Annotated in this window: 18 protein-coding genes; 9 read left to right on the top strand and 9 right to left on the bottom strand. The window is 70.0% G+C overall.

What is annotated here, in order from left to right; genetic code table 11:
- Positions 1-48: 48 nt before the first annotated feature.
- Together ABD848_RS08085 and ABD848_RS08080 are read right to left on the bottom strand one after the other, a co-directional pair.
- Positions 49-936, bottom strand: coding sequence for a hypothetical protein (locus tag ABD848_RS08085; RefSeq protein WP_344969152.1), 888 nt, complete (start codon positions 934-936; stop codon positions 49-51).
- Between the two features lie 267 nt (positions 937-1,203).
- Positions 1,204-1,617 (bottom strand): hypothetical protein, encoded by a 414-nt coding sequence (locus tag ABD848_RS08080; protein ID WP_344969149.1) that lies wholly within the window; start codon positions 1,615-1,617, stop codon positions 1,204-1,206.
- Positions 1,618-1,782: 165 nt separating this feature from the next.
- Between ABD848_RS08080 and ABD848_RS08075 the strand changes: the two genes are divergently transcribed.
- Entirely contained in the window at positions 1,783-2,355 is a 573-nt protein-coding gene (locus ABD848_RS08075) for a DUF397 domain-containing protein (RefSeq protein ID WP_344969147.1), read from the top strand.
- A 391-nt stretch (positions 2,356-2,746) separates the two neighbouring features.
- Here the strand turns inward: ABD848_RS08075 and ABD848_RS08070 are convergent, their stop codons facing one another.
- Positions 2,747-3,343 carry a TetR/AcrR family transcriptional regulator gene (locus ABD848_RS08070; RefSeq protein ID WP_344969145.1) on the bottom strand — a complete coding sequence of 199 codons (597 nt, stop codon included), beginning with the start codon at positions 3,341-3,343 and terminating at the stop codon, positions 2,747-2,749.
- 122 nt (positions 3,344-3,465) lie between these two features.
- Here ABD848_RS08070 and ABD848_RS08065 point away from each other — a divergent pair, with 122 nt between their 5' ends.
- The 3 genes from ABD848_RS08065 to ABD848_RS08055 all read left to right on the top strand — a co-directional run bounded on the left by ABD848_RS08065 (position 3,466) and on the right by ABD848_RS08055 (position 7,044).
- On the top strand, positions 3,466-5,133 hold the full coding sequence (locus ABD848_RS08065) for an FAD-dependent monooxygenase (RefSeq protein ID WP_344969143.1): 1,668 nt from the start codon (positions 3,466-3,468) through the stop codon (positions 5,131-5,133).
- Positions 5,130-5,825 carry an MBL fold metallo-hydrolase gene (locus tag ABD848_RS08060; RefSeq protein ID WP_344969141.1) on the top strand — a complete coding sequence of 232 codons (696 nt, stop codon included), beginning with the start codon at positions 5,130-5,132 and terminating at the stop codon, positions 5,823-5,825. The genes ABD848_RS08065 and ABD848_RS08060 overlap by 4 nt, the downstream gene beginning before the upstream one ends.
- A 694-nt stretch (positions 5,826-6,519) precedes the next feature.
- Entirely contained in the window at positions 6,520-7,044 is a 525-nt protein-coding gene (locus ABD848_RS08055; RefSeq protein WP_344969139.1) for a lytic polysaccharide monooxygenase auxiliary activity family 9 protein, read from the top strand.
- 248 nt (positions 7,045-7,292) lie between these two features.
- On the opposite strand, the gene ABD848_RS08050 is transcribed toward ABD848_RS08055, so the two are convergent.
- Positions 7,293-8,087, bottom strand: coding sequence for an IclR family transcriptional regulator (locus ABD848_RS08050; protein WP_344969137.1), 795 nt, complete (start codon positions 8,085-8,087; stop codon positions 7,293-7,295).
- Positions 8,088-8,211: 124 nt separating this feature from the next.
- Between ABD848_RS08050 and ABD848_RS08045 the strand changes: the two genes are divergently transcribed.
- The 3 genes from ABD848_RS08045 to dmpG are packed head-to-tail and all read left to right on the top strand — an operon-like array spanning position 8,212 to position 10,990.
- On the top strand, positions 8,212-9,015 hold the full coding sequence (locus tag ABD848_RS08045; protein WP_344969135.1) for a 2-keto-4-pentenoate hydratase: 804 nt from the start codon (positions 8,212-8,214) through the stop codon (positions 9,013-9,015).
- Entirely contained in the window at positions 9,012-9,929 is a 918-nt protein-coding gene (locus ABD848_RS08040; RefSeq protein ID WP_344969132.1) for an acetaldehyde dehydrogenase (acetylating), read from the top strand. The genes ABD848_RS08045 and ABD848_RS08040 overlap by 4 nt, the downstream gene beginning before the upstream one ends.
- Positions 9,926-10,990, top strand: a complete 1,065-nt coding sequence (dmpG, locus tag ABD848_RS08035; protein ID WP_344969130.1) for a 4-hydroxy-2-oxovalerate aldolase — start codon at positions 9,926-9,928, stop codon at positions 10,988-10,990. Before ABD848_RS08040 ends, dmpG begins: the two co-directional genes overlap by 4 nt.
- A 374-nt stretch (positions 10,991-11,364) precedes the next feature.
- On the opposite strand, the gene ABD848_RS08030 is transcribed toward dmpG, so the two are convergent.
- The 5 genes from ABD848_RS08030 to ABD848_RS08010 all read right to left on the bottom strand — a co-directional run bounded on the left by ABD848_RS08030 (position 11,365) and on the right by ABD848_RS08010 (position 15,887).
- Positions 11,365-11,805, bottom strand: a complete 441-nt coding sequence (locus ABD848_RS08030; protein WP_344969127.1) for an STAS domain-containing protein — start codon at positions 11,803-11,805, stop codon at positions 11,365-11,367.
- Between the two features lie 326 nt (positions 11,806-12,131).
- Entirely contained in the window at positions 12,132-12,461 is a 330-nt protein-coding gene (locus ABD848_RS08025; protein WP_344969124.1) for a DUF2795 domain-containing protein, read from the bottom strand.
- A gap of 87 nt (positions 12,462-12,548) precedes the next feature.
- On the bottom strand, positions 12,549-13,577 hold the full coding sequence (locus ABD848_RS08020; protein WP_344969122.1) for a cytochrome d ubiquinol oxidase subunit II: 1,029 nt from the start codon (positions 13,575-13,577) through the stop codon (positions 12,549-12,551).
- Positions 13,574-14,935 (bottom strand): cytochrome ubiquinol oxidase subunit I, encoded by a 1,362-nt coding sequence (locus ABD848_RS08015; protein WP_344969119.1) that lies wholly within the window; start codon positions 14,933-14,935, stop codon positions 13,574-13,576. Before ABD848_RS08015 ends, ABD848_RS08020 begins: the two co-directional genes overlap by 4 nt.
- A 115-nt stretch (positions 14,936-15,050) precedes the next feature.
- Positions 15,051-15,887 (bottom strand): SDR family NAD(P)-dependent oxidoreductase, encoded by an 837-nt coding sequence (locus ABD848_RS08010; protein WP_344969115.1) that lies wholly within the window; start codon positions 15,885-15,887, stop codon positions 15,051-15,053.
- A gap of 510 nt (positions 15,888-16,397) precedes the next feature.
- Between ABD848_RS08010 and ABD848_RS08005 the strand changes: the two genes are divergently transcribed.
- Positions 16,398-17,366, top strand: a complete 969-nt coding sequence (locus ABD848_RS08005) for a DUF368 domain-containing protein (RefSeq protein WP_344969110.1) — start codon at positions 16,398-16,400, stop codon at positions 17,364-17,366.
- A 453-nt stretch (positions 17,367-17,819) separates the two neighbouring features.
- The coding region (locus ABD848_RS08000) for a cellulase N-terminal Ig-like domain-containing protein (protein WP_344969107.1) at positions 17,820-18,813 on the top strand (994 nt) is incomplete at its 3' end.

Below are 18,813 nucleotides of genomic sequence, written 5' to 3'. Positions count from 1 at the left end.
CGGTACCGCCGCGAACCTCACGGGCGCCCCGTCAGCCGGTGAGTCCGGTCACTGGATGTTGATCCGGTACGGATGCTCCAGCGAGGCCGGGCAGTAGTAGATGTTGAGGGCATATGCTCGCCCGATGATGAGGTTCCTGAGAGCGGGGCCCTCCATGCTGTCGATCTGCACCAGGTGTTCCAGGGTGGTCCCGCAGGAGCACGTCATGGGGAAGGGGTCCTCGATCTCCCACCCTTCGCAGCCGCCGAGTTTCATGCCCCTGCGCGCCATCATCAGGGCGAAGTAGGTGTGCCGCTCCGGCTCCTCCTCGCAGTCGAACTCCTGGCCCTTCCACCTCATGACCCGCTCGGCGAGTTCTTCGGGGACACGATCCAGGTCCGGGTAGTCCATGATCGGTTCGGGGGCCAGCTCGCAGGCGGGCACGTCGTACTCTTTTTCCTTCGTGTGCGGCTGAGGCTGTTGCGCCAGCGGGTCGGTGACTTCGGGGCTGGAGCGCCAGCGCAGCGCGACCGAGGGGCCGTAGTGGTGCCCGAACGCCTCGTGAGGGTCGGAGTGTTCGTTCGGGCACCACAGCACCTGAAGCACTTCGGCACCGTGGGGGAGGCTGTAGCCCTGCGGCAGGTCGCGGGCGAACAGTTGCAGCACCGGTTGTAGTGCCACGGGCTCGTCGAACACCACGTCCTCTTGTGTGTCGAACATGAGGCCGTTCTCGCCGTAGCAGGGGGTCGCCACATAGTGCGGCAGGGAGCAGGTGGGCCAGGGCTCTTCGGTGGGCCACAGCAGCGGGCCGCCGGCCGAGCTGGACTCGCGGGTCGGTTCGCCGAGATGAGGATGCAGCCGTAGTGCCGGGCAGGCGTGCTTGCGCAGCTCTGGAAAGTCCGCGAGGAACTCTTCGGGAGTAGCAAAAGGCTCGGGCCGCTCGCAGGGGGAACTCATGAGGGACTCCATGGAGCACATCGTTGGGGTCTGCCCCGCTATGTCAGGGGCCGCGGCAACCGTAGAATCCGCCGCTGACACCACTCGGCTGCTCGTGGTCACCGGCCATACGCCGGCGCGCCCGGCTCCCTCTCTCAGGTTCGATCTCTGCGCATCCGACCATGTGAGTCGCAGGTGCCCCACGATGCTGTGGGAACTTTGGTCGCCGAGGGGGAGACCAGGGCTTGCATGGAGGGGCGGGCGTGTGGGAACCGTGGCTGCTCATGGTCAGGCCGCCGCCAACCGGTCGCGCTCGCGGGTGACGAGGTTGGTCGAACGCGGCGGAAGACGGCGGACGGGGGGTCGTGACACTGCCGACGCCGCAGCCGAGGTCGGTTCCGCGGGGGCGGACGGGGCAGCGCTGCCGGTGAGGGCGTCGGCGGCAGCCGCCACATCGGAGGCGGCCATGGCCGAGGTGCGGCCCCAGATCAGCCACCAGCCGTCGGCGCACGACACCGCCACCACGGCGGTCGCGGCCCCGTTGTGCTCGACGTAGAGCACCGGGTAGGCGCTGTTCTCCAGCGCCGACGAGGCGCGCCCGCCCCGGTCGCGGATCGCCTCGGCGAGCTGGGCGAGCACGCGGTGGCGCGGGGACGGTGTCGTCGTCGTGGGTGTGACGAGTAGGTCATTAGAGTTAGGCACCGAGCCTTCACCTGCCCTTACCAGGTCGGAGGTTAAGGCCCTGCCCGGGTGGTGCCACACCTGGGGCGGGGCCGCTTTCGCGTCTACGGCGTATCGTATGTCACTCAGTGACTCTTAGTAGTCAAACGGCGGTAGTCGTATGGCTTCGAGCATGCCGAGGTCAAGGTGGAGCCCGGGACGGCCCCGCTCCTGCTTGAGCACTACGGGGGCGCGCCGAAAACAGGGACGCGCTCGTGGAGCTCGCCCGCGCTACTCGGCAACGTGGCTGGTGGCAGCGGTAACGGAGGCGCGTCGTGCCGGAGTGGTTCGGGCAACCGCGTCGAGGTCGCGCAGACTCCGGGGCGTGCCCTCGTCCGTGATGCGCAGCACCGCGAGGATGGTCACCTCGCGTTTGCGTTCGGAGCGTGGGCGATGTTCCTGCGGCTGGCAAGGACGGGCAGCTCTACGTGCTGTTTTTCGAACGGCCGGTGGTGGGCGGGCGTGGTGGGGATGTTTCTGTGCCGCTCGTACCTCGATCGCTGTACGATCTCGGCAGCCTGGGGTGGCACCGGGGCGGTGTTGTGTGTTGGGGGGAGGCGGGGTGGCGAGTGGCGGTCGCGCGGGGGCGGGCTCGCCAGGTTCGTGGCGCCTTCCGCGGTGTGGGGAGGTGCGTTCCGCCGTCGGGCAGGCCGATCGGGGATGCGTGGCGCTTCGCTGGGGCGTGCTATGTCCGGTGTATTGCCTTTTGTCTCATCCTGATCATCGCGGGTCTCGCCGCTTGGCGATTCTCGCGGCCCAGAATCGCCAAACAGCAACACTCGTGATGATCATGAAAGCTCTCCCCTCCCGGCCCCATCCCACGGCGGCTACCCGCGCCTCCCCTAGCGATCCGGAACTCACACCACATCCGCCCCGCCCACCATCACCCCCCCGTCGCCTACCCCGCACTCCGGCGTACAGCGCCGCCTTCAGGCTGCCGAGATCGCGCAGCGATCGAGGTACGAGCGGTGAAAGGACATTCCCACGCACCCCCACCACCGGCTGTTCGAAAAACAGCACGTAGCCGCACGGCAACGACAACGTGGGAGAGGGAGTCACCTATGGCGGCGCCGTTGCCGCCGTGCTCGGTTAGGAAGGCCGGTCGGGTGGGTCAGCGGGCCAGCAGGCCGGCGACGACGGCGCGGGTGCCGTGGCCGTAGGTCGTGGCGGACAGTCGCGGGTTCCAGGAGTGTTGCAGCAGGAACCCTTGGATCAGGCTGAGCAGGGCGTGGGCGGCCTCGTCGGGGGAGACGTCGGTGGTGATTTCGCCCTCGCGCTGGCCCATCGTCACGCGGTCGCGCAGCGCGGCCTGCACCCCCTCGATGCCTTCGCGCATCGCTTCGGCCAGTTTGGGGTTGCGCAGCGCCTCGCCCCAGGCTTGTACGGCCAGCCGCATCCGCGCCTCGGCGTGGTCGAGTTCCTCGAAGGCGCTGGGTAGTTCGGCCATGAGGTCGGGTAGGGGCCGGTGGGTCTCCAGCGCTTCGCGCACCACCGTCTGCACCGCCTCGGTAGCCTGAAGCGAGATCGCCATGATGATGTCGTCTTTGCTGCGGAAGTACCGGTACACCGCGCCGGGTGAGAGGTCGGCCTCCTCGATGACGTCTTGCATCGAGGTCTGGTGGAAGCCGTCGCGGGAGAACCGGACGGCCGCCGCGGCGAGGATGTGTTCGCGGCGGGCGGCGAGGTACTCGTCAGTGACTCTAGGCACGAAACCATAATAAAACGAACGCTCGTTCTTGACTAATCACCGTCGGTGAGTCACTCTTAAAAAGAACGATCATTCGATTTACTTTGAGGTCGTCGTACCGACCTGAAGGAGGCGCACTCACCATGCAGCGCACCCAGGTGTTGATCGTCGGGGCCGGCCCCACCGGGCTCGCTCTGGCCGCCCAGCTCCACCGGTTAGGAGTGGCGTGCCGCATCATCGACAAGCACGCCCAGGTGCTGGAGCTGACCAAGTCCGCGGCACTGCACTCCCGCACGCTGGAGTACTTCCGCGACCTCGGCGTGGTCGACCGCATCGTCGCCGAAGGCCAGCGGGTCGACATCCTCGACCTGCGCACCGGCCACCGCGACCGTGTCACTGTGGACTTCCGCACACTCGGCGACGCCGCCTACCCCTACATGATCGACATTCCGCAGGCCCGCACCGAACACATCCTCATCGACCACCTCACCGACGTCGGTGTGGAGCTGGAGCGCGGGGTCACCTGCACCGGCATCAAACAGACCGGCGACGGGGTCGCCGCCACCGTCACCCTGCCCGACGACAGCACCGACACCATCCACGCCGACTGGCTCGTGGGCTGCGACGGCGCTCACAGCACCATACGTTCCCTGCTCGGGCTGGACTTCGTCGGCGACGCCTACGCCGACGACTGGGTGCTGTGCGATGGGGTCGTCGACTGGCCGCTGCCGCGCAACGAGATGACCTTCTCCAGCGACTCCGACGGGATCTACGGGGTCTTCCCGCTGCCTGGCGACCGGCGCTACCGGCTGGCCTACACCCAGAACCGCGACGCCAACGGCGAGCTGGTCGAGCCCGACATCGAGGACGCCCAGCGTGCCATGGCCCGCACCGGCATCGAGGGCACCATCCACTCGGTCGACCAGTTCTGGACGTTCAACCTCGCCCACCGGCAGGCCACCTCCTACCGCAAGGGCCGGGCGTTCCTCGTCGGCGACGCCGCCCACGTCCACACCCCCTTCGGGGGGCAGGGCCTCAACCTCGGGGTGGGCGACGCGATGAACCTCGGCTGGAAGCTCGCTGCCGTGGCCAACGGGCGCGCCCCGGTCGACCTGCTCGACACCTACGAGGAGGAGCGCCACCGGGTGGGCAAGCAGGTCGTGTCCTTCACCCACCTGGGAGCCCAGGCCATGCTGCTGCGCGGGGACCCGCGCCGCCACCTGCGCGACGCGGTCATGGGCGTGTTGCAATCGTCCCCGGCCGCGCTGCGCCAGATGGCGCGGCGGCTGTCGCAGGTCGCCCACAGCTACCGCAACACCTCGACGGTCACCGGCCGGGTCCGTAAGCTGCGCGGCGGCGACCGGCTGCCCGATTATTCGCTGTTCGACGGGGTCGCCAACCACAACCGGCGGCTGCACGATCTCCTGCCTTCCGACCGTCCCGCCCTGCTGCTCACCGGACAGGGCAACGTGGGGGCGCTGCTGTCCTCGGCGCGCCAGATGCTCGACGCGCTGCGCACCAGCCACCCCAACACTCTCGCCATGCAGGTGCTGACCACCGACTGGAAGATGTCGACCACCGCCCCTGAGGACATCCCCGTGGTGTTGGACCGGGGCCGCGAGGCCGACGAGCTGTACGGACCCCACCCCACCGCTTACCTGGTTCGGCCCGACCGCCACTTGTGCTACGTGGGGCCGCCCGCCGTCGAACGCATTAGGGAGCAACTGGCGATGATGTTCACCGCCGAGACCGGCGCCTACCACGGCGCCCACGAGGCGTCGGCCTCCGCGACCGAGGGGAGGCGGCGATGAGCGGGAACGAGCCCACCCCTGGCGCCACCCTGTCGGTCAACCTGATGCAGTCCACCGCCTACGCGGTGCGGGGCCGGCGTACGATCCTCGTCGACGCCGGACCCGCCGGCCAGGAAGAGCGGCTGCTGCGGCGGCTTTCCGGTGCCGGGATTAGCCCCAGCGACGTGTCCCTGATCGTGCTGACCCACTGTCACCCCGACCACGCCGGCGGGGCCGCCGAGCTGAGCCGTCGCCTCGACGTGCCGGTGGCGGTGCACGCCAACGAGGTGGAGTGGGCCACCACCGGCACCAGCATCTTCCACGACGTGATCCGTCCCTTCGGCTACGTGCTGCGCCGTATGCTCAGCCCGACCTTTCCGGCCGTGAAGCCCGACCTCGTCTTGGAGGAGGGCGTCGACCTGGAGGAGTACGGGGTGCCGCTGCGGGTGCTGCACACGCCCGGCCACACCACCGGCTCGGTCACGCTGCTGGACCGGCTCAGCGGTGACGCCCTGGTCGGTGACTTGCTCGCCGGCAGCATGATCCGCCGCGACCGGCCCGACTGGCCGTTCTTCGCCGAGGACACCGCCCAGATCCGGCGCAGCGTCCAGACGGTGCTGGCCTCCGGGCCGAGCCGGCTGCTGTTCGGCCACGGCATGCCCGCCTCCGCGCGGTCGGTGCGGCGTCGCTTCGGCTCCCACAGCGCCTCTTGAGGCCACAGTCCCGCCACGCCCGGTCCGCTGCGCCGCTGTCGGGCGTGGCGGGCCGAGCGGGGCAGGACAGGGAGGAGACGGCTGCCGGGCACGACCCGGGCGCGATCGGCGCCGCCGCTCGTGTCTCGGCAGCCGTCGTGCTCCTCGGCCATAGTGCGTGGTGTGACCCTGGGGTCACAGTGTGCTTACCTCTCGCGCGTGCCGGGAGAGGGGCGCGCCGCGGGGCGGGGACACCTGTCGGCTAGACCGCCGGTGCCCCCTCGCGCCGCTGCGGCAGGTCCGCGAGAGACACTGATTTCTCGACGACAATACCGGGACGGTTCTGTCGTTTTGTTTCTCCGTGACGAAGCCATTCTGAAGATCGAGTTCCCGGGCGTTTCAGCTCTTGCGTACCCTTGACGGGGTATTGGCGTTTGTTTAGCGTCGCAACTGATCGGTGGAACCGAATACCGGCTTCCCGGGCGCCGGTATTTTGTGGACAGCGCCGTCCGCCGCCGAAGAGAACGAGCCGTTGTCCGGAATTCGTTTATCGTGGCCACGACGAATCGACGTGTGATTTCCCGGTGCGGCTCGGGCGGTTTCGCCGCCCAGGAGCGCTCCTTTCCCCGTCTCCTCCCGAGTCGCGATCCCGTGCCGGCCGGCTGTCCGTCGCGTGTCTTCGGGCGCGGGATCGCTCCACCAGAAGGGCACCGTTATGCGACTCAGACCCAAGCTTCGCTCCCTCGCCGCCGTCGCCGCGGCCACCCCGCTCGTATTCGCCCTGCTGCCCGCCGCCACGGCCAGCGCCCACGGCTACGTCTCCTCCCCGCCCAGCCGCCAGGCCCAGTGCGCGGCCGGCGTCGTCGAGTGCGGCGGCATCAAGTGGGAGCCGCAGAGCGTGGAGGGCCCCAAGGGGCTGACCAGTTGCCACGGCGGCAATGCCCGGTTCGCCGAGCTCGACGACGACTCTAAGGACTGGCAGGTCACTCCGGTGGGCCACTCGCTGGATCTCACCTGGACCAACACCGCCATGCACGCCACCGCGAACTGGCAGTACTTCATCGGCGACGACCTGCTCGCCCAGGTCGACTACGGAGGCGCCCAGCCGCCCGCCACGCTCACCCACAACGTAAATCTCAGCGGCTACAACGGTCGGCACACGATTCTGGCCGTGTGGAACATCGCCGACACCGCAAACGCCTTCTACGCCTGCATCGACGTCAACATCGGCGCTGCCTAGAACGGCATCCGTCCCGGCGGTTCCGCGGTTTTGTTCGCGGATTCTCGGGGTGAGAATTCAGCGGAAACCGTCGTGGGGAACACCGGGAAGCGCCGACCAAGCCCCGCCGGTGTAGTCTCACGCGAAGAACTTTAGGGGAGGAGAGCGGGTACGCTCTCCTCCCCTATTCTGGACGGCTTTTCTTCCGTCGGATTCTTCGTGGCGACAATTCGGACAATCGGCGGCCGGCGCCCTTGCCCCCGCCGGGGTCACCCGGGGCCGGCAGCGTGGCTGCGCGACAGGGCCAGGCCGGCGGTGTGCACGGCGGCGGCGATGCGCGGCAGGCGCAGCCGCCCGCTCCAGCCCGACACCGACAGGGCGGCTACGGCCGTGCCCTCGGGGCCGATCACGGGCACGGCCGCGCACACGATCCCCAACCCCGACTCCTCGCGGTCGTAGGCCATGCCCGCCTCGCGGATCGTGGCCAGCTCGCGGCGGAGTCGCCCCGGCGTGACGATCGTGCGGGAACTGAGCCGCACCAGCCCGCCGCGCAGCACCTCGTCCACCGCGACGGCAGGGGAGAAGGCCAGGATCGCCTTGCCCACGGCCGTGGCGTGGGCGGGCAGCCGGCCGCCCACCCGCGAGGGCAGGTCGGGCGCGTCGCTGCCGACAAGGATCTCCAGGTACACCACCTCGGTGCCGTCGAGCACGGCCAACTGCGCGGTGGCGCCGGTGGCGGTACACAGGTCGGTCATGAACGGCCAGGCCGCCTCGCGCAGACTCTGGCGGCGCCGCACCAGTTGGCCCAGCTCGAACAGGCGCAGCCCCAACCGTAGCCCGCCGCCGTCGCGCTCCAACAGGCCGTGCGCGGTGAGCTCGCGCGCCAGCCGGTGCACGGTCGACTTGGCCAGGCCGGTACGCCGGGCCAGCTCGGAGACGCCCAAGGTGTGGTCGCCGGGACCGAACGCGCCCAACAGGGCACTGGAACGGGCGATCACCGAGGGGGCGGCACTGTCCTGAGCTGCGGAAGCGTTTCTCGGATCGTTCCATTCACCGGCACGCATACCTTGCATCCTGCGCTGTCCGGGCGTGATTGTCGAGGCAGTGACGCCGGACCCGCGAGGCCGACGATGGGATGGCCGCGCACGGTGGTCCGGACGCTGAACTGACGGAAAAGTGAGACGCCCGATGGAAGACGCCGTCCTCCACACGGCGGCCGAGGAACTCGCCGCCGCTTACACCTCCGGGGTGCCGGTGGAGCCGCTCAGCGAGCGGCTCCCCGAACTGACGTTGCACGACGCTTACCGTGTCCAGGTGCTACAGGTGCAGCGCTGGCGCGGCGCCGGTGCCCGAGTGAAAGGGCACAAGGTGGGGTTGACCTCGGCGGCGATGCGTGCCCAGTTGGGCGTTGACCAGCCCGACTACGGTCACCTCCTCGACGCCATGTTCCACCTCGAACACCTGCCCATCGCCACCGGCGCTTTCCTACAGCCCCGCGTCGAGCCCGAGATCGCCTTCGTGCTCAAGCGTCCGCTGGCCGGGCCGGGGATCACGGCCGCCGAAGCCGCCGCCGCGGTCGACTTCGTGCTGCCCGCGCTGGAGATCATCGACTCGCGGGTGCGCGACTGGCGAATCTCGCTGATCGACACCGTCGCCGACAACGCCTCGTGTGGCGGCGTGGTGCTGGGCAGTCGCCCCGTGCCGCTGTCGGCGGTGGACCTGCGCCGGATCGCGGCGACGCTGCGGCGCAACGGCGCCGACGTGGGCGCGGGTGTGGGGGGCGCGGTGCTGGGCACCCCGCTCAATGCCCTGGTGTGGCTGGCCAACACCCTCGGCGAGTTGGGCGTGACCTTGGAGGAAGGGCACGTGGTGCTGCCTGGCTCGGTCACCGCGGCGGTGGCCGTCGCCCCCGGCGACCGGGTCAGCGCCGACTTCGACGACGTCGGTGATGTGACGGCGGTGTTCGCCCACGCGGAAGGGGAAACGGTATGACCACGGTGACCGCTGCGATCGTCGGTCCCGGCAACATCGGCACCGACTTGCTGGCCAAGCTGCGCCACAGCGACGTGCTCGACGTGCGCTACATGATCGGGGTCGACCCCGATTCCGACGGGCTCGCCCGCGCCCGCGACATGGGCGTGAGGGCCTCGGCCGGCGGGGTGGACTGGCTGCTCAATCGCGACGACGTGCCCGACATCGTGCTGGAGGCCACCTCGGCGAAAGCCCACCTGGCCAACGCGCCGCGCTACGCTCAGGCCGGCGTCCAGGCGGTCGACCTCACCCCGGCGGCCACCGGCCCGTTCGTGTGCCCGCCGGTGAACCTGGACGAGCACGCCACGGCCCCCAACCTCAACATGATCACCTGCGGCGGCCAGGCCACCATCCCGATCGTGCACGCGGTGTCGCAGGTCGTGCCGGTGCCTTACGCCGAGATCGTGGCCTCGATCGCCTCCCGGTCGGCGGGGCCGGGCACCCGCGCCAACATCGACGAGTTCACCGAGACCACGGCCGCGGCGATCGAGCGGGTCGGCGGCGCCGACACCGGCAAGGCGGTGATCATCCTCAACCCGGTCACACCCCCGATGATCATGCGCGACACGGTGTTTTGCGCCATCCCCGACGACGCCGACCGCGACGCGGTCTCGGAGTCCATCCACCACATGGTGCGGCGGGTCCAGGAGTACGTGCCCGGCTACACGCTGCGTGCCGAACCGCAGTACGACGCCGCCCACGACGGGTGGAACGGCCACGCCCGCGTCGCGGTGTTCCTGGAAGTGCGAGGTAACGGCGACTATCTGCCCGAATGGGCCGGCAATCTCGACATCATGACGGCAGCCGCCGCGCGGGTCGGCGAGCTGCTCGCCCGACAACGGGCCGAGACGAACACCGAGGTGGTACTGCGATGAGCCAGCCTAGTCAGCCCTCCACCGCGCAGGCACCCGACAGGGTGCGCCTCACCGACACGACGCTGCGCGACGGCAGCCACGCCATGGCCCACCGCTTCACCGAGGAGCAGGTGCGCTCGGTCACCGGGGCGTTGGACCGTGCCGGCGTGGAGGTCATCGAGGTCACCCACGGCGACGGGTTGGGCGGCTCGTCGTTCAACTACGGCTTCTCGCTCGTGCCAGAGCTGCGGCTGGTCGAGGCGGCGGTGGAGGAGGCCGAGCGTGCCCGCATCGCCGTGCTGCTGCTGCCTGGCCTGGGCACGGTGAGCGACCTGCGCGCCGCGCACGCGGCGGGGGCGCGGGTGGCCCGGATCGCCACCCACTGCACCGAGGCCGACGTGTCCTTGCAGCACTTCGCCGCGGCCCGCGAGTTAGGGATGGAGACGGTGGGGTTTTTGATGCTGTCCCACCGGATCACTCCGGCTGAGCTGGCGGCCCAGGCGCGGATCATGGTCGACGGCGGTGCGGGGTGCGTCTACGTGGTCGACTCGGCGGGAGCGCTGCTGCTCGACGACGCCGCCGAGCGCGCCCGTGCCTTGAGCGCGGAGATCGGCGATCAGGCCCAGGTGGGGTTCCACGGCCACCAGAACCTCTACCTGGGGGTAGCCAACTCGGTGCTGGCCTACCGCAACGGGGCCCGCCAGATCGACGGGTCGCTGTGCGCGCTGGGGGCCGGGGCCGGCAACTCGCCCACCGAGGTGCTCGCGGCCACCTTCGACCGGATGGGCGTGCCCACCGGGGTGGACGTCAACGCCGCGCTGGCCGCCGCGGCGGAGACGGTGCGGCCGTTCTTGCCCCGGCTGCCCTGGGCCGACCGTTCGGCGATCATGCAGGGCCACGCCGGGGTGTACTCCAGTTTCCTGCTGCACGCCGAGCGCGCCGCCCAGCGCTACGACGTGCCGGCCCACGAGATCCTGCGCCGGGTCGGCGAGGCCGGCTACGTCGGCGGCCAGGAGGACATGATCATCGATGTCGCGCTGGGCATCGTCGCAGAGCGGGAGCGGGAGGCGGCCGCGGTCTGAGGGGTGGACTCCACGTGGGGCGGCTCCGTGCGCCTCGGCCCTGTCGTAGGGCCGAGGCGCAGGCGGGAGTGCCGCTGCGCCAGCGGTGCCGGGCGGACAGGGCGGACATCCGATGTCGCCGCCCGGTCGGTCCTGCTGTAGGCCAGGGCAGGTAAGGGAGCGGGATCGCTATGCGCTGCCTTGCTTCACTCCCTCTGCCGAGGCGGCCCGGGGCCACGAACGCCCCAGCTCACAAGGGACGCATGCCGGGGAGACCGCGCTTTCCCGGCGAGCCTGGGGCCGGGCGTGGTCGGCATGCGAGATCGGCGCCCCTCCCCGCGAGGGCGGTGCGCGGTGGGAAGACGGTGGGGAAAGGGGCGTTGGCGGACTCGCGGTCAGTGCTGCGGCGCGGAGTGCAGCGTCGGGCTCGCGGTGGCGTGCTCGTCGCCCGCCGCGGCGGCGCCTTCCTGGCGGGCGGCGAGGTCGGTGTGGGCCTGGTCGAGAGTGGTGTGGATCGTGCAGACGCTCTGGAAGCCGAACACGTCCAAGACGCGGCGGACCTTGTGGTGAGGTGCCACAAGCCGCAGGTCACACCCCAGCTCTTGGGCGCGCCGCCACGCTCGGACCAGCATGTGCACACCGCTGGAGTCGCAGAACCGCGTCGCCCGCATGTCCACGATGAGTTCCGGCGCACGGGATTCGAGGAGGGCGAGAAGCCGATCGGTACAGCTTTCGCGGTTAGCTAGGTCCAGCTCCGCGGGCATCTCGACAGTAAGATAGCCGGCAGCAGCGTGTGCGGCGAGTGGCTGCTCGTTGCGCACGGTGATATCCCTCATTCCGCATCCGCGGGAGTGACGAGGCCGCGCTGTTGGACCGATCTGTGCTCGGCCGAGCGGGACACCCGCGAAGACCGCCACACAGTTACCACAAAATTGAACCAGTTCAGTGCTATTGTCGCAACCGATGTGGCCAGTGCCACTACGGGCAGTGGGCTTGCGTCCCGCGGATCGTCCCCGCGCCGCTCGGCAGGCGCCGGGCCGGGGGCGCGAACCCGCCACCAGCCCGGCGTCGTCATCTGCGCGCCCGGCCACCGCCCGCCGAGCGCCTACGAGCGCCGAGACCGGCGCGGTCTGTGCCTCGGCGCGGCGGTCGCGGGCCGCGGCTAGCTGCCGCGGTTCTCGCCCAGCTCGTCGACGATGGGGTTGGTCGGCGCATCCTTGTCGCGTTCGGCCAGGTGCGGGTGGCGGTGGTGGCGGCGTGCCTGGGCCTTGCCCCGGTCGGTGGCGGGGTTGCTCTCCTCAGCCAGCTCCACCGACGCGGTGATCTCGCTGAAACTCCGGTAGTCCTGGGGAGGCAACGCCTGGAGCGCGCGCACCGTGTCCTCGTCAGCCTCGTTCTCTTGGGCGGTGGCCACCAGTTCGTCCTTGTCCGCGGGGTAGTCCACAGCATCCAATGCCGCTTGCAGCCGCTGCGTCGTCGTGGTCGCGGTCATGGCCTCCTCCAGTTCCCCGATAGGTTGCTGCGCTCCCGAACGCCCCTACCGCCACACACCCGGACTAACCACACTCGCGGCTCCCCCTCACGTCCCCTCCCCATCGGCCCGCTCTGGCGCACCGGCCGCGGGGAAGCGCTGGAACAGGTGGAACATCCACCACAGCGAGGGTGCCAGCACGACCGTTCCCACGATGGTCACGCCGACGAGCGTGTGCAGTACAGCGGGCCCGGCCGCGGCCTGGGAGATCGTGACACCAGGTAGCAGCAGCGGGTACTGGGCCGCCCCCCACGCCCAGATGATCGCCGCCGCGGCCAGCGCCGCAGTGACGCGCACCGCCACGTAGCGCCGCAGGGCCAGCAACACCAGCGACACTGCGCCCGAGGCGATCGAGGCCACCACCAGCGCCAGCGCCGGCCCCGACGCGAGCAGACCGAACAGCGCCGGCGCGTCCACAGCCACGACTACCAGCCCCACCGCCGCGAGCGCGCCCACCGCCACGCCCGCGCCCAGCGCCCGCCTCCGGAACGTCTCGGCCAACTCAGAGCGCTCACGCTGGGCATCGCGGGTGAGGAACACCGCCGCCAGGTAGGCGCCCACCCCCACCGCCAGCAGCCCCGACAGCACCGACGTCGGGTTCAGCCACGACGTGAACGGGCCGCCGGCGGCGATGCCGGGCGGGACACGGCCCGAGGCGATCCCACCGGCCACCGCGCCCAGACAGAACGGGGTGGCCACCGAGGAGAACGCGAATACGGCGCCGAAGGCGCGCCGGCTCGCCAATGACGTGCTCGTCTTGCGGAAGGCGAACCCCGCGCCGCGGCCGATGATGCCCAGCGCGGCCAGGGTGAGGGGGATGTAGCAGGTGGAGGCCACAGCGGCGAACACGGTGGGAAACGCGCTCCACAACAGCACGACGGCATAGATCAGCCAGACGTGGTTGGCTTCCCAGACCGGGCCGATGGCGTGCTCGATGAGTCGGCGCTGCGGCATCCCGCGGCGGCTGCCCCCGGCGAACAGGTCCCAGAAGCCGCCACCGAAGTCCGCGCCGCCCAGCAGCGCGTAGGCGGTCACGGCCAGCCCCAGTTCGGCGAGGAGGATATCGTCGGCGATCATGGCACCGGCTGGTTCGTGACGTCACTCTCCTGGGGGGCGAGTGGTGCGGGCCCGTCGCGGGCGAGCCGGCGCAAAACGTAGATCGTGGCCACGGTCAGCGCCACGTACACGGCGGTCAACAGCACCAGCCCCACCCACAGACCCGGCGCCGGGTTGACGGCTTCGGAGGTGCGCATCACCTCGTAGACGATCCAGGGCTGGCGTCCCACCTCGGTGGTCACCCACCCCGCCTCCAGCGCCACGGCGGCCAGCGGTCCCGCGGCCACCGCGCCCAGCCAAAACAGCCGGGAGCGCGGCAGGGCGCGGCGCCGCCACCACATGCCGGCGAACCAGGCCGATAGGGCCAGCAGCGCGAACCCGATGGCGACCATCGCCTGGAACGACAGGTGGACCACGTTGACGGGCGGCTGGTTGGCCGCGGCGACCTCGTTGAGCCCCAGGATGGTGGCGTCGGGGTCGAAGTGGGCCAGCAGCGACAGCCCGTTGGGGATCTCCACGGCATAGCGCATCTCGCCGTCGATGGCGACCCCGCCCACGTGCAGCGGCGCCCCCGTCTGAGTGGTGAAGACGCCCTCCATCGCGGCGAGCTTGACCGGCTGGTAGTCGGCGACGAAGTGCGCGGCCCAGTCCCCCACACCGATCTGGACCGGAGTCAGCACCGCCGCGACCGTGAACGGCAGTGTGAACCCGAGCCGGTGGTAGCGCTCGCGCCGTCCGCGCAGGATCGCCGCCGCGTACACGCTCGCCGTCGCGAACCCGGCCACCATGAACGCCGCGATGATCATATGGACGGTCTGTGGCGGCGTCGCGGGGTTGAACATCGCCACCCACGGGTTCACCGCCGCGACCTCGCCGCCGCGCAGCTCGAAGCCGTGGGGCTGGTTCATCCAGGCGTTGGCGGTGACCACGAAGAAAGCGCTGGCAACCCCGGCCAGCAGCACCGGCACCCCCGAGAGAAGGTGAGCGCGCGGCGGCAGCCGGTCCCAGGCGTAGAGGTAGATGCCCAGGAAGATCGCTTCGACGAAGAAGGCGAAGCCCTCCAAGGTGAACGGCAGCCCGATCACGTCGCCGAAGCTGTCCATGAGCCCCGGCCAGAGCACCCCCATCTCGAAGCTGAGGATGGTGCCCGAGACCGCGCCGACCGCGAACAGCACCCCCATCGCCCGGGCCCAGCGCCGCGCCAGCATCTGGTAGACGGGGTCGCCGGTGCGGATGCCGCGCCATTCGGTGAACAGCAGTAGTGCCGGCATGCCCACCCCGAAGCAGGCGATGACGATGTGCCACCCCAGCGACAGCGCCATCTGGACGCGCGCTGCACCGAGGTCGACAGGTGTGGCAGCTACAGCGAGTAACTCCATGGTTACTCATTTGCCAGGGTTTTATGGCTCCAAACGTCGCCGCGGCAGAGGGGCGGGCACGTCCCGCCTCGCGCACGTCGCGCCGGAGCGCCTGTCGGAAAGCGGTTGGCGGCTCCTAGCCCGTCACGGGCGCGAGGAGATCGTCGGTGAGGCGGACGAGCCGGCGGCGCAGCGCGGGATCGTAGGTCGACGGGTGGGCTTGGGCGCGCTGTTGCCCGTTGAAGAACTCGCCGGTGGCGCCCGCGCGCCCCTCGTCGACGGCGTACAGCACCGCCGCGGTGCCCTGCGAGACCGAGGACCAGGGCGCGATCCCGGCCTCGACGACCATCGTGGTGTCCATGAAGGTCGCCGGGTGGCTACAGTTGACCCGGATCGGGTCATCGGCGTACTCGTGGGCGGCGGTGAAGGTGAATGCGGCCAGTGCCCACTTGCTGCGGGTATAGGCCTCCATGCCGTTGTAGCCCCGCGTGAACTGCGGATCGTCCAGATCCAGCGGGCTCTGGCCGGCCGAGCCGATGTTGAGCACCTGACCGGTGCCCGCCGCCCGCAGCGCGGGCCGCAGCAGCCGTGTCAACAGCACCGGCGCCAGGTAGTTGACGGCCAGCCGCAGCTCGTGGCCGTCGTGGCTGACCTCCCGGTGCTGCTGCCGGGAGCCGGCACCCACACCGGCGTTGTTGACTAGCAACCCCAGCGACGGGTACTCGTCGGCCACCTGCCGCCCCAAACCGGTGACCTGCTCCAGCGACGCCAGGTCGGCCAGGCAGGGGAAGGCGGAGCCGCCGGCGGCGCGCACCTCGGCCACGGTCTCCTCGCAGCGCTGCCGGTCGCGGCCGTGGATCAGCACGCTCCAGCCGCGCTCGGCCAGCGCATGGGCCATACTGCGCCCTAGCCCCGAGGTCGCCCCGGTCACCAGCGCCGGAGCCGCCGGCGCGGAAGGGTTGGCCCCGCTCACAGCATCACCCCCTCACGTATGGCCAGCGCGTTCACCGCGGTCCCGGCGTTTGAAGAACCTGATGGCGGAGGCGCGGTTTCGGCGATGAGCAACAGCTTTGGACGGATCTCTGTTATCAACACTTTCCATCTTCCACGACTGGAAGGGGCGGGTCGAGCGGTCACGAGCGGGCTCTCGCCCCCCGACGGTCGCCTACAGGTGAGGTCCGGCGTGAGCTCGCTGCTTAGGCCGGCTCCGCGACTAGGGCCGGCTGGAAGCGCCCCTCGGCTCCGAGCATCTGCCCGTGCGCGGCGCGGCGAGCGCGGTCGGCCGACACGGCACCTCCTCGCGAGAGTGGCAGGATAGGTAACCGCGAAGCCCGCCGGTGACATGCCGGGGCGCGCCGCCTCGGGCTGCGTAAGCCCCACTTTGCCCCTCGGAAAGGCACCGGCCCCGCGCTCTCCTGGCCCTCAGCGCGCCGGGACAGCCACAACACCCGATCGACCCGCTGTGACCCGCAAGGAGAACCTGGTGGCGAAATCCCTGGACAGCCCGGCCACCGCGCCGTCTTGGCCCACGCACATCCTCAACGTCGCGCGCGGCGCGCTGATCGGCGCCGCCGAGAGCGTTCCGGGCGTCAGCGGCGGCACCGTCGCCCTCATGGTCGGTGTCTACGAGACCGTGATCACCTCGGCCGGGCACCTGATCTCCGCGGTGCGCATGGGGCTGACCGACGTCGTGCGCGGCCAGGGGTTCTCCCGCGCCGCCGACGAGTTCCGGCTGGTGCGCTGGAGCGTCATCGTCCCGCTGCTGGTGGGCATGTTCGGTGCTCTGGTGCTGATGGCCAGCCTCGTCGAGGGGTGGGTCCACGACTACCCGATCCAGATGCGCGCGCTGTTCTTCGGCCTGGTGCTGGCGTCACTGTGGGTGCCGTTCTCACTGTCCGTCCGTGCCGCGCAGGCGGCGGGCGCGGCCCCGGCCGAGGCGCGGTGGGGGTGGCGGGACATCCTCATCGCCCTGGCCGCCGCCGTGCTGGCCTACGTCGTGGTCAGCCTGCCGCCCGGGGAGGTCGAGGCCACGCCACTGGTGATTGTGCTGGCCGCCGCTGTGGCGGTGTCGGCGCTGGTGCTGCCCGGTATGTCGGGCTCGTTCCTGCTGTTGACGTTCGGGCTCTACGAACAGACGTTGTCGGCGGTCAACGAGCGCGACTTCGGCTATCTCGGCCTGTTTCTGTTGGGGGCTCTGGTCGGGCTGGCCTCGATCGTCAAGCTGTTGCAGTGGCTACTGGAGCACCGCGAGCGGGTCACGCTGGTGGTGCTGACCGGCGTGCTGGCGGGCAGCCTGCGCGCACTGTGGCCCTGGCAGGACGAGGGGCGCGGCTTGCTCGCGCCGGGAGAGTACCTTGGCTCGGCCATCGGCATGGCCGCTCTCGGTTTCGCCCTGGTGGTGGCCGTGTTGGTTGTGGAGCGTCGTCTGCTGCGCGGGCGGCAACAGCAGTGACGCCATAACTTGCCCGTCCCGCCCCGACGAGGCGGGGCGGGACGGCGGCGCGAGGGTGGCTCCTGGCGGTGAACAGTGCCATGGGGGAGAGGGCGCAGCGGTCGAGGGGACGTTCCAGACAGCATCGCAACCATTTCGTTATCAGTGGCGTGGGTCACGGTGATGAGACAGGTCATCGAATTGTTTCGACGCCACATGCGCGTGTGTCACGCGGCCCACCATGGCGTTCTCGCTGGTGCTTCCACTATTGACACGCCGGATTGCCGCTGTGACGATTCGCAATGAGACAACGTATGGGAGCGCTCCCAAAGCTGTGGGTGTCCCAATCGACATTCCCGACTGCCATCGGATCTGGCAATCCCCCAACACGAGGATCCAATGCGCTCATCATCGCCCAGCACAAGCTGGACAATCGGAGCGGCAACGGCCGCCTCCGCACTGACTATGACCCTCATGGCCGCACCCCCGGCCCATGCAGCCGACGTGATCAGCAACGGCGGCTTCGACAACGGCACCACCGGCTGGTGGCACACCGAGAACACCCCCGCTGAGGTCGTCGACGGACAACTGTGCGCCGACGTTCCCGGCGGAACGGTCGAGGCGTGGGACGCCATCGTCGGCCAGGACAACGTCAGCCTGACCGCCGGCGAGTCCTACGAGCTGAGCTTCACCGCCAGCGCCACCCAAGACATCACCGTGCGCACGCTGGTGCAGGAGCCGGTGGAGCCCTACGCCGCCCAGCTCACCGAGAACCCGTCGCTCACCACTGAGGCCCAGACCTTCTCCTACAGCTTCACCGCCGACACCACCATGGACGACGCCCAGTTCGTCTTCCAGATCGGCGGCAGCGACACGGCATGGACTTTCTGTCTCGACGACGTGTCGCTGACCGACGGGGCCGAGCCACCGACCTACGAGCCCGACACCGGCCCGACCGTGCGCGTCAACCAGGTCGGCTACCTGCCCGAGGGCCCCAAGGGCGCCACCGTGGTCACCGACTCTGAGGTAGCACTGCCCTGGCAGGTCGACAACGCCGCCGGCGAGACGGTCGCCCAGGGCAACACGGTGCCCTACGGCACTGAGTCCTCCTCGGGGCTCAACGTCCACACGGTGGGCTTCGACTCGGTCACCACCGAGGGCGAGGGCTACACGCTCACAGTCGACGGTGAGACCAGCCACCCCTTCGCCATCTCCGGAGATGCCTACCAGGATCTGCGCGTCGACTCGCTGTCGTTCTACTACCCCCAGCGCAGCGGGATCGAGATCGACGACTCCATCGCGCCGGGCTACGGTCGCGAGGCCGGGCACGTCGGCGTCTCACCCAACCAGGGTGACCTGAGCGTGCCGTGCGACCCCAGTGACGATTGCGATTACTCGTTGGACGTCTCCGGCGGCTGGTACGACGCCGGCGACCACGGCAAGTACGTCGTCAACGGCGGCATCTCGG

The sequence above is a fragment of the Salinactinospora qingdaonensis genome, from assembly GCF_039539445.1.
Classification (GTDB): Bacteria; Actinomycetota; Actinomycetes; order Streptosporangiales; family Streptosporangiaceae; genus Salinactinospora; species Salinactinospora qingdaonensis.
This window is presented reverse-complemented; position numbering and strand designations above follow the sequence as displayed.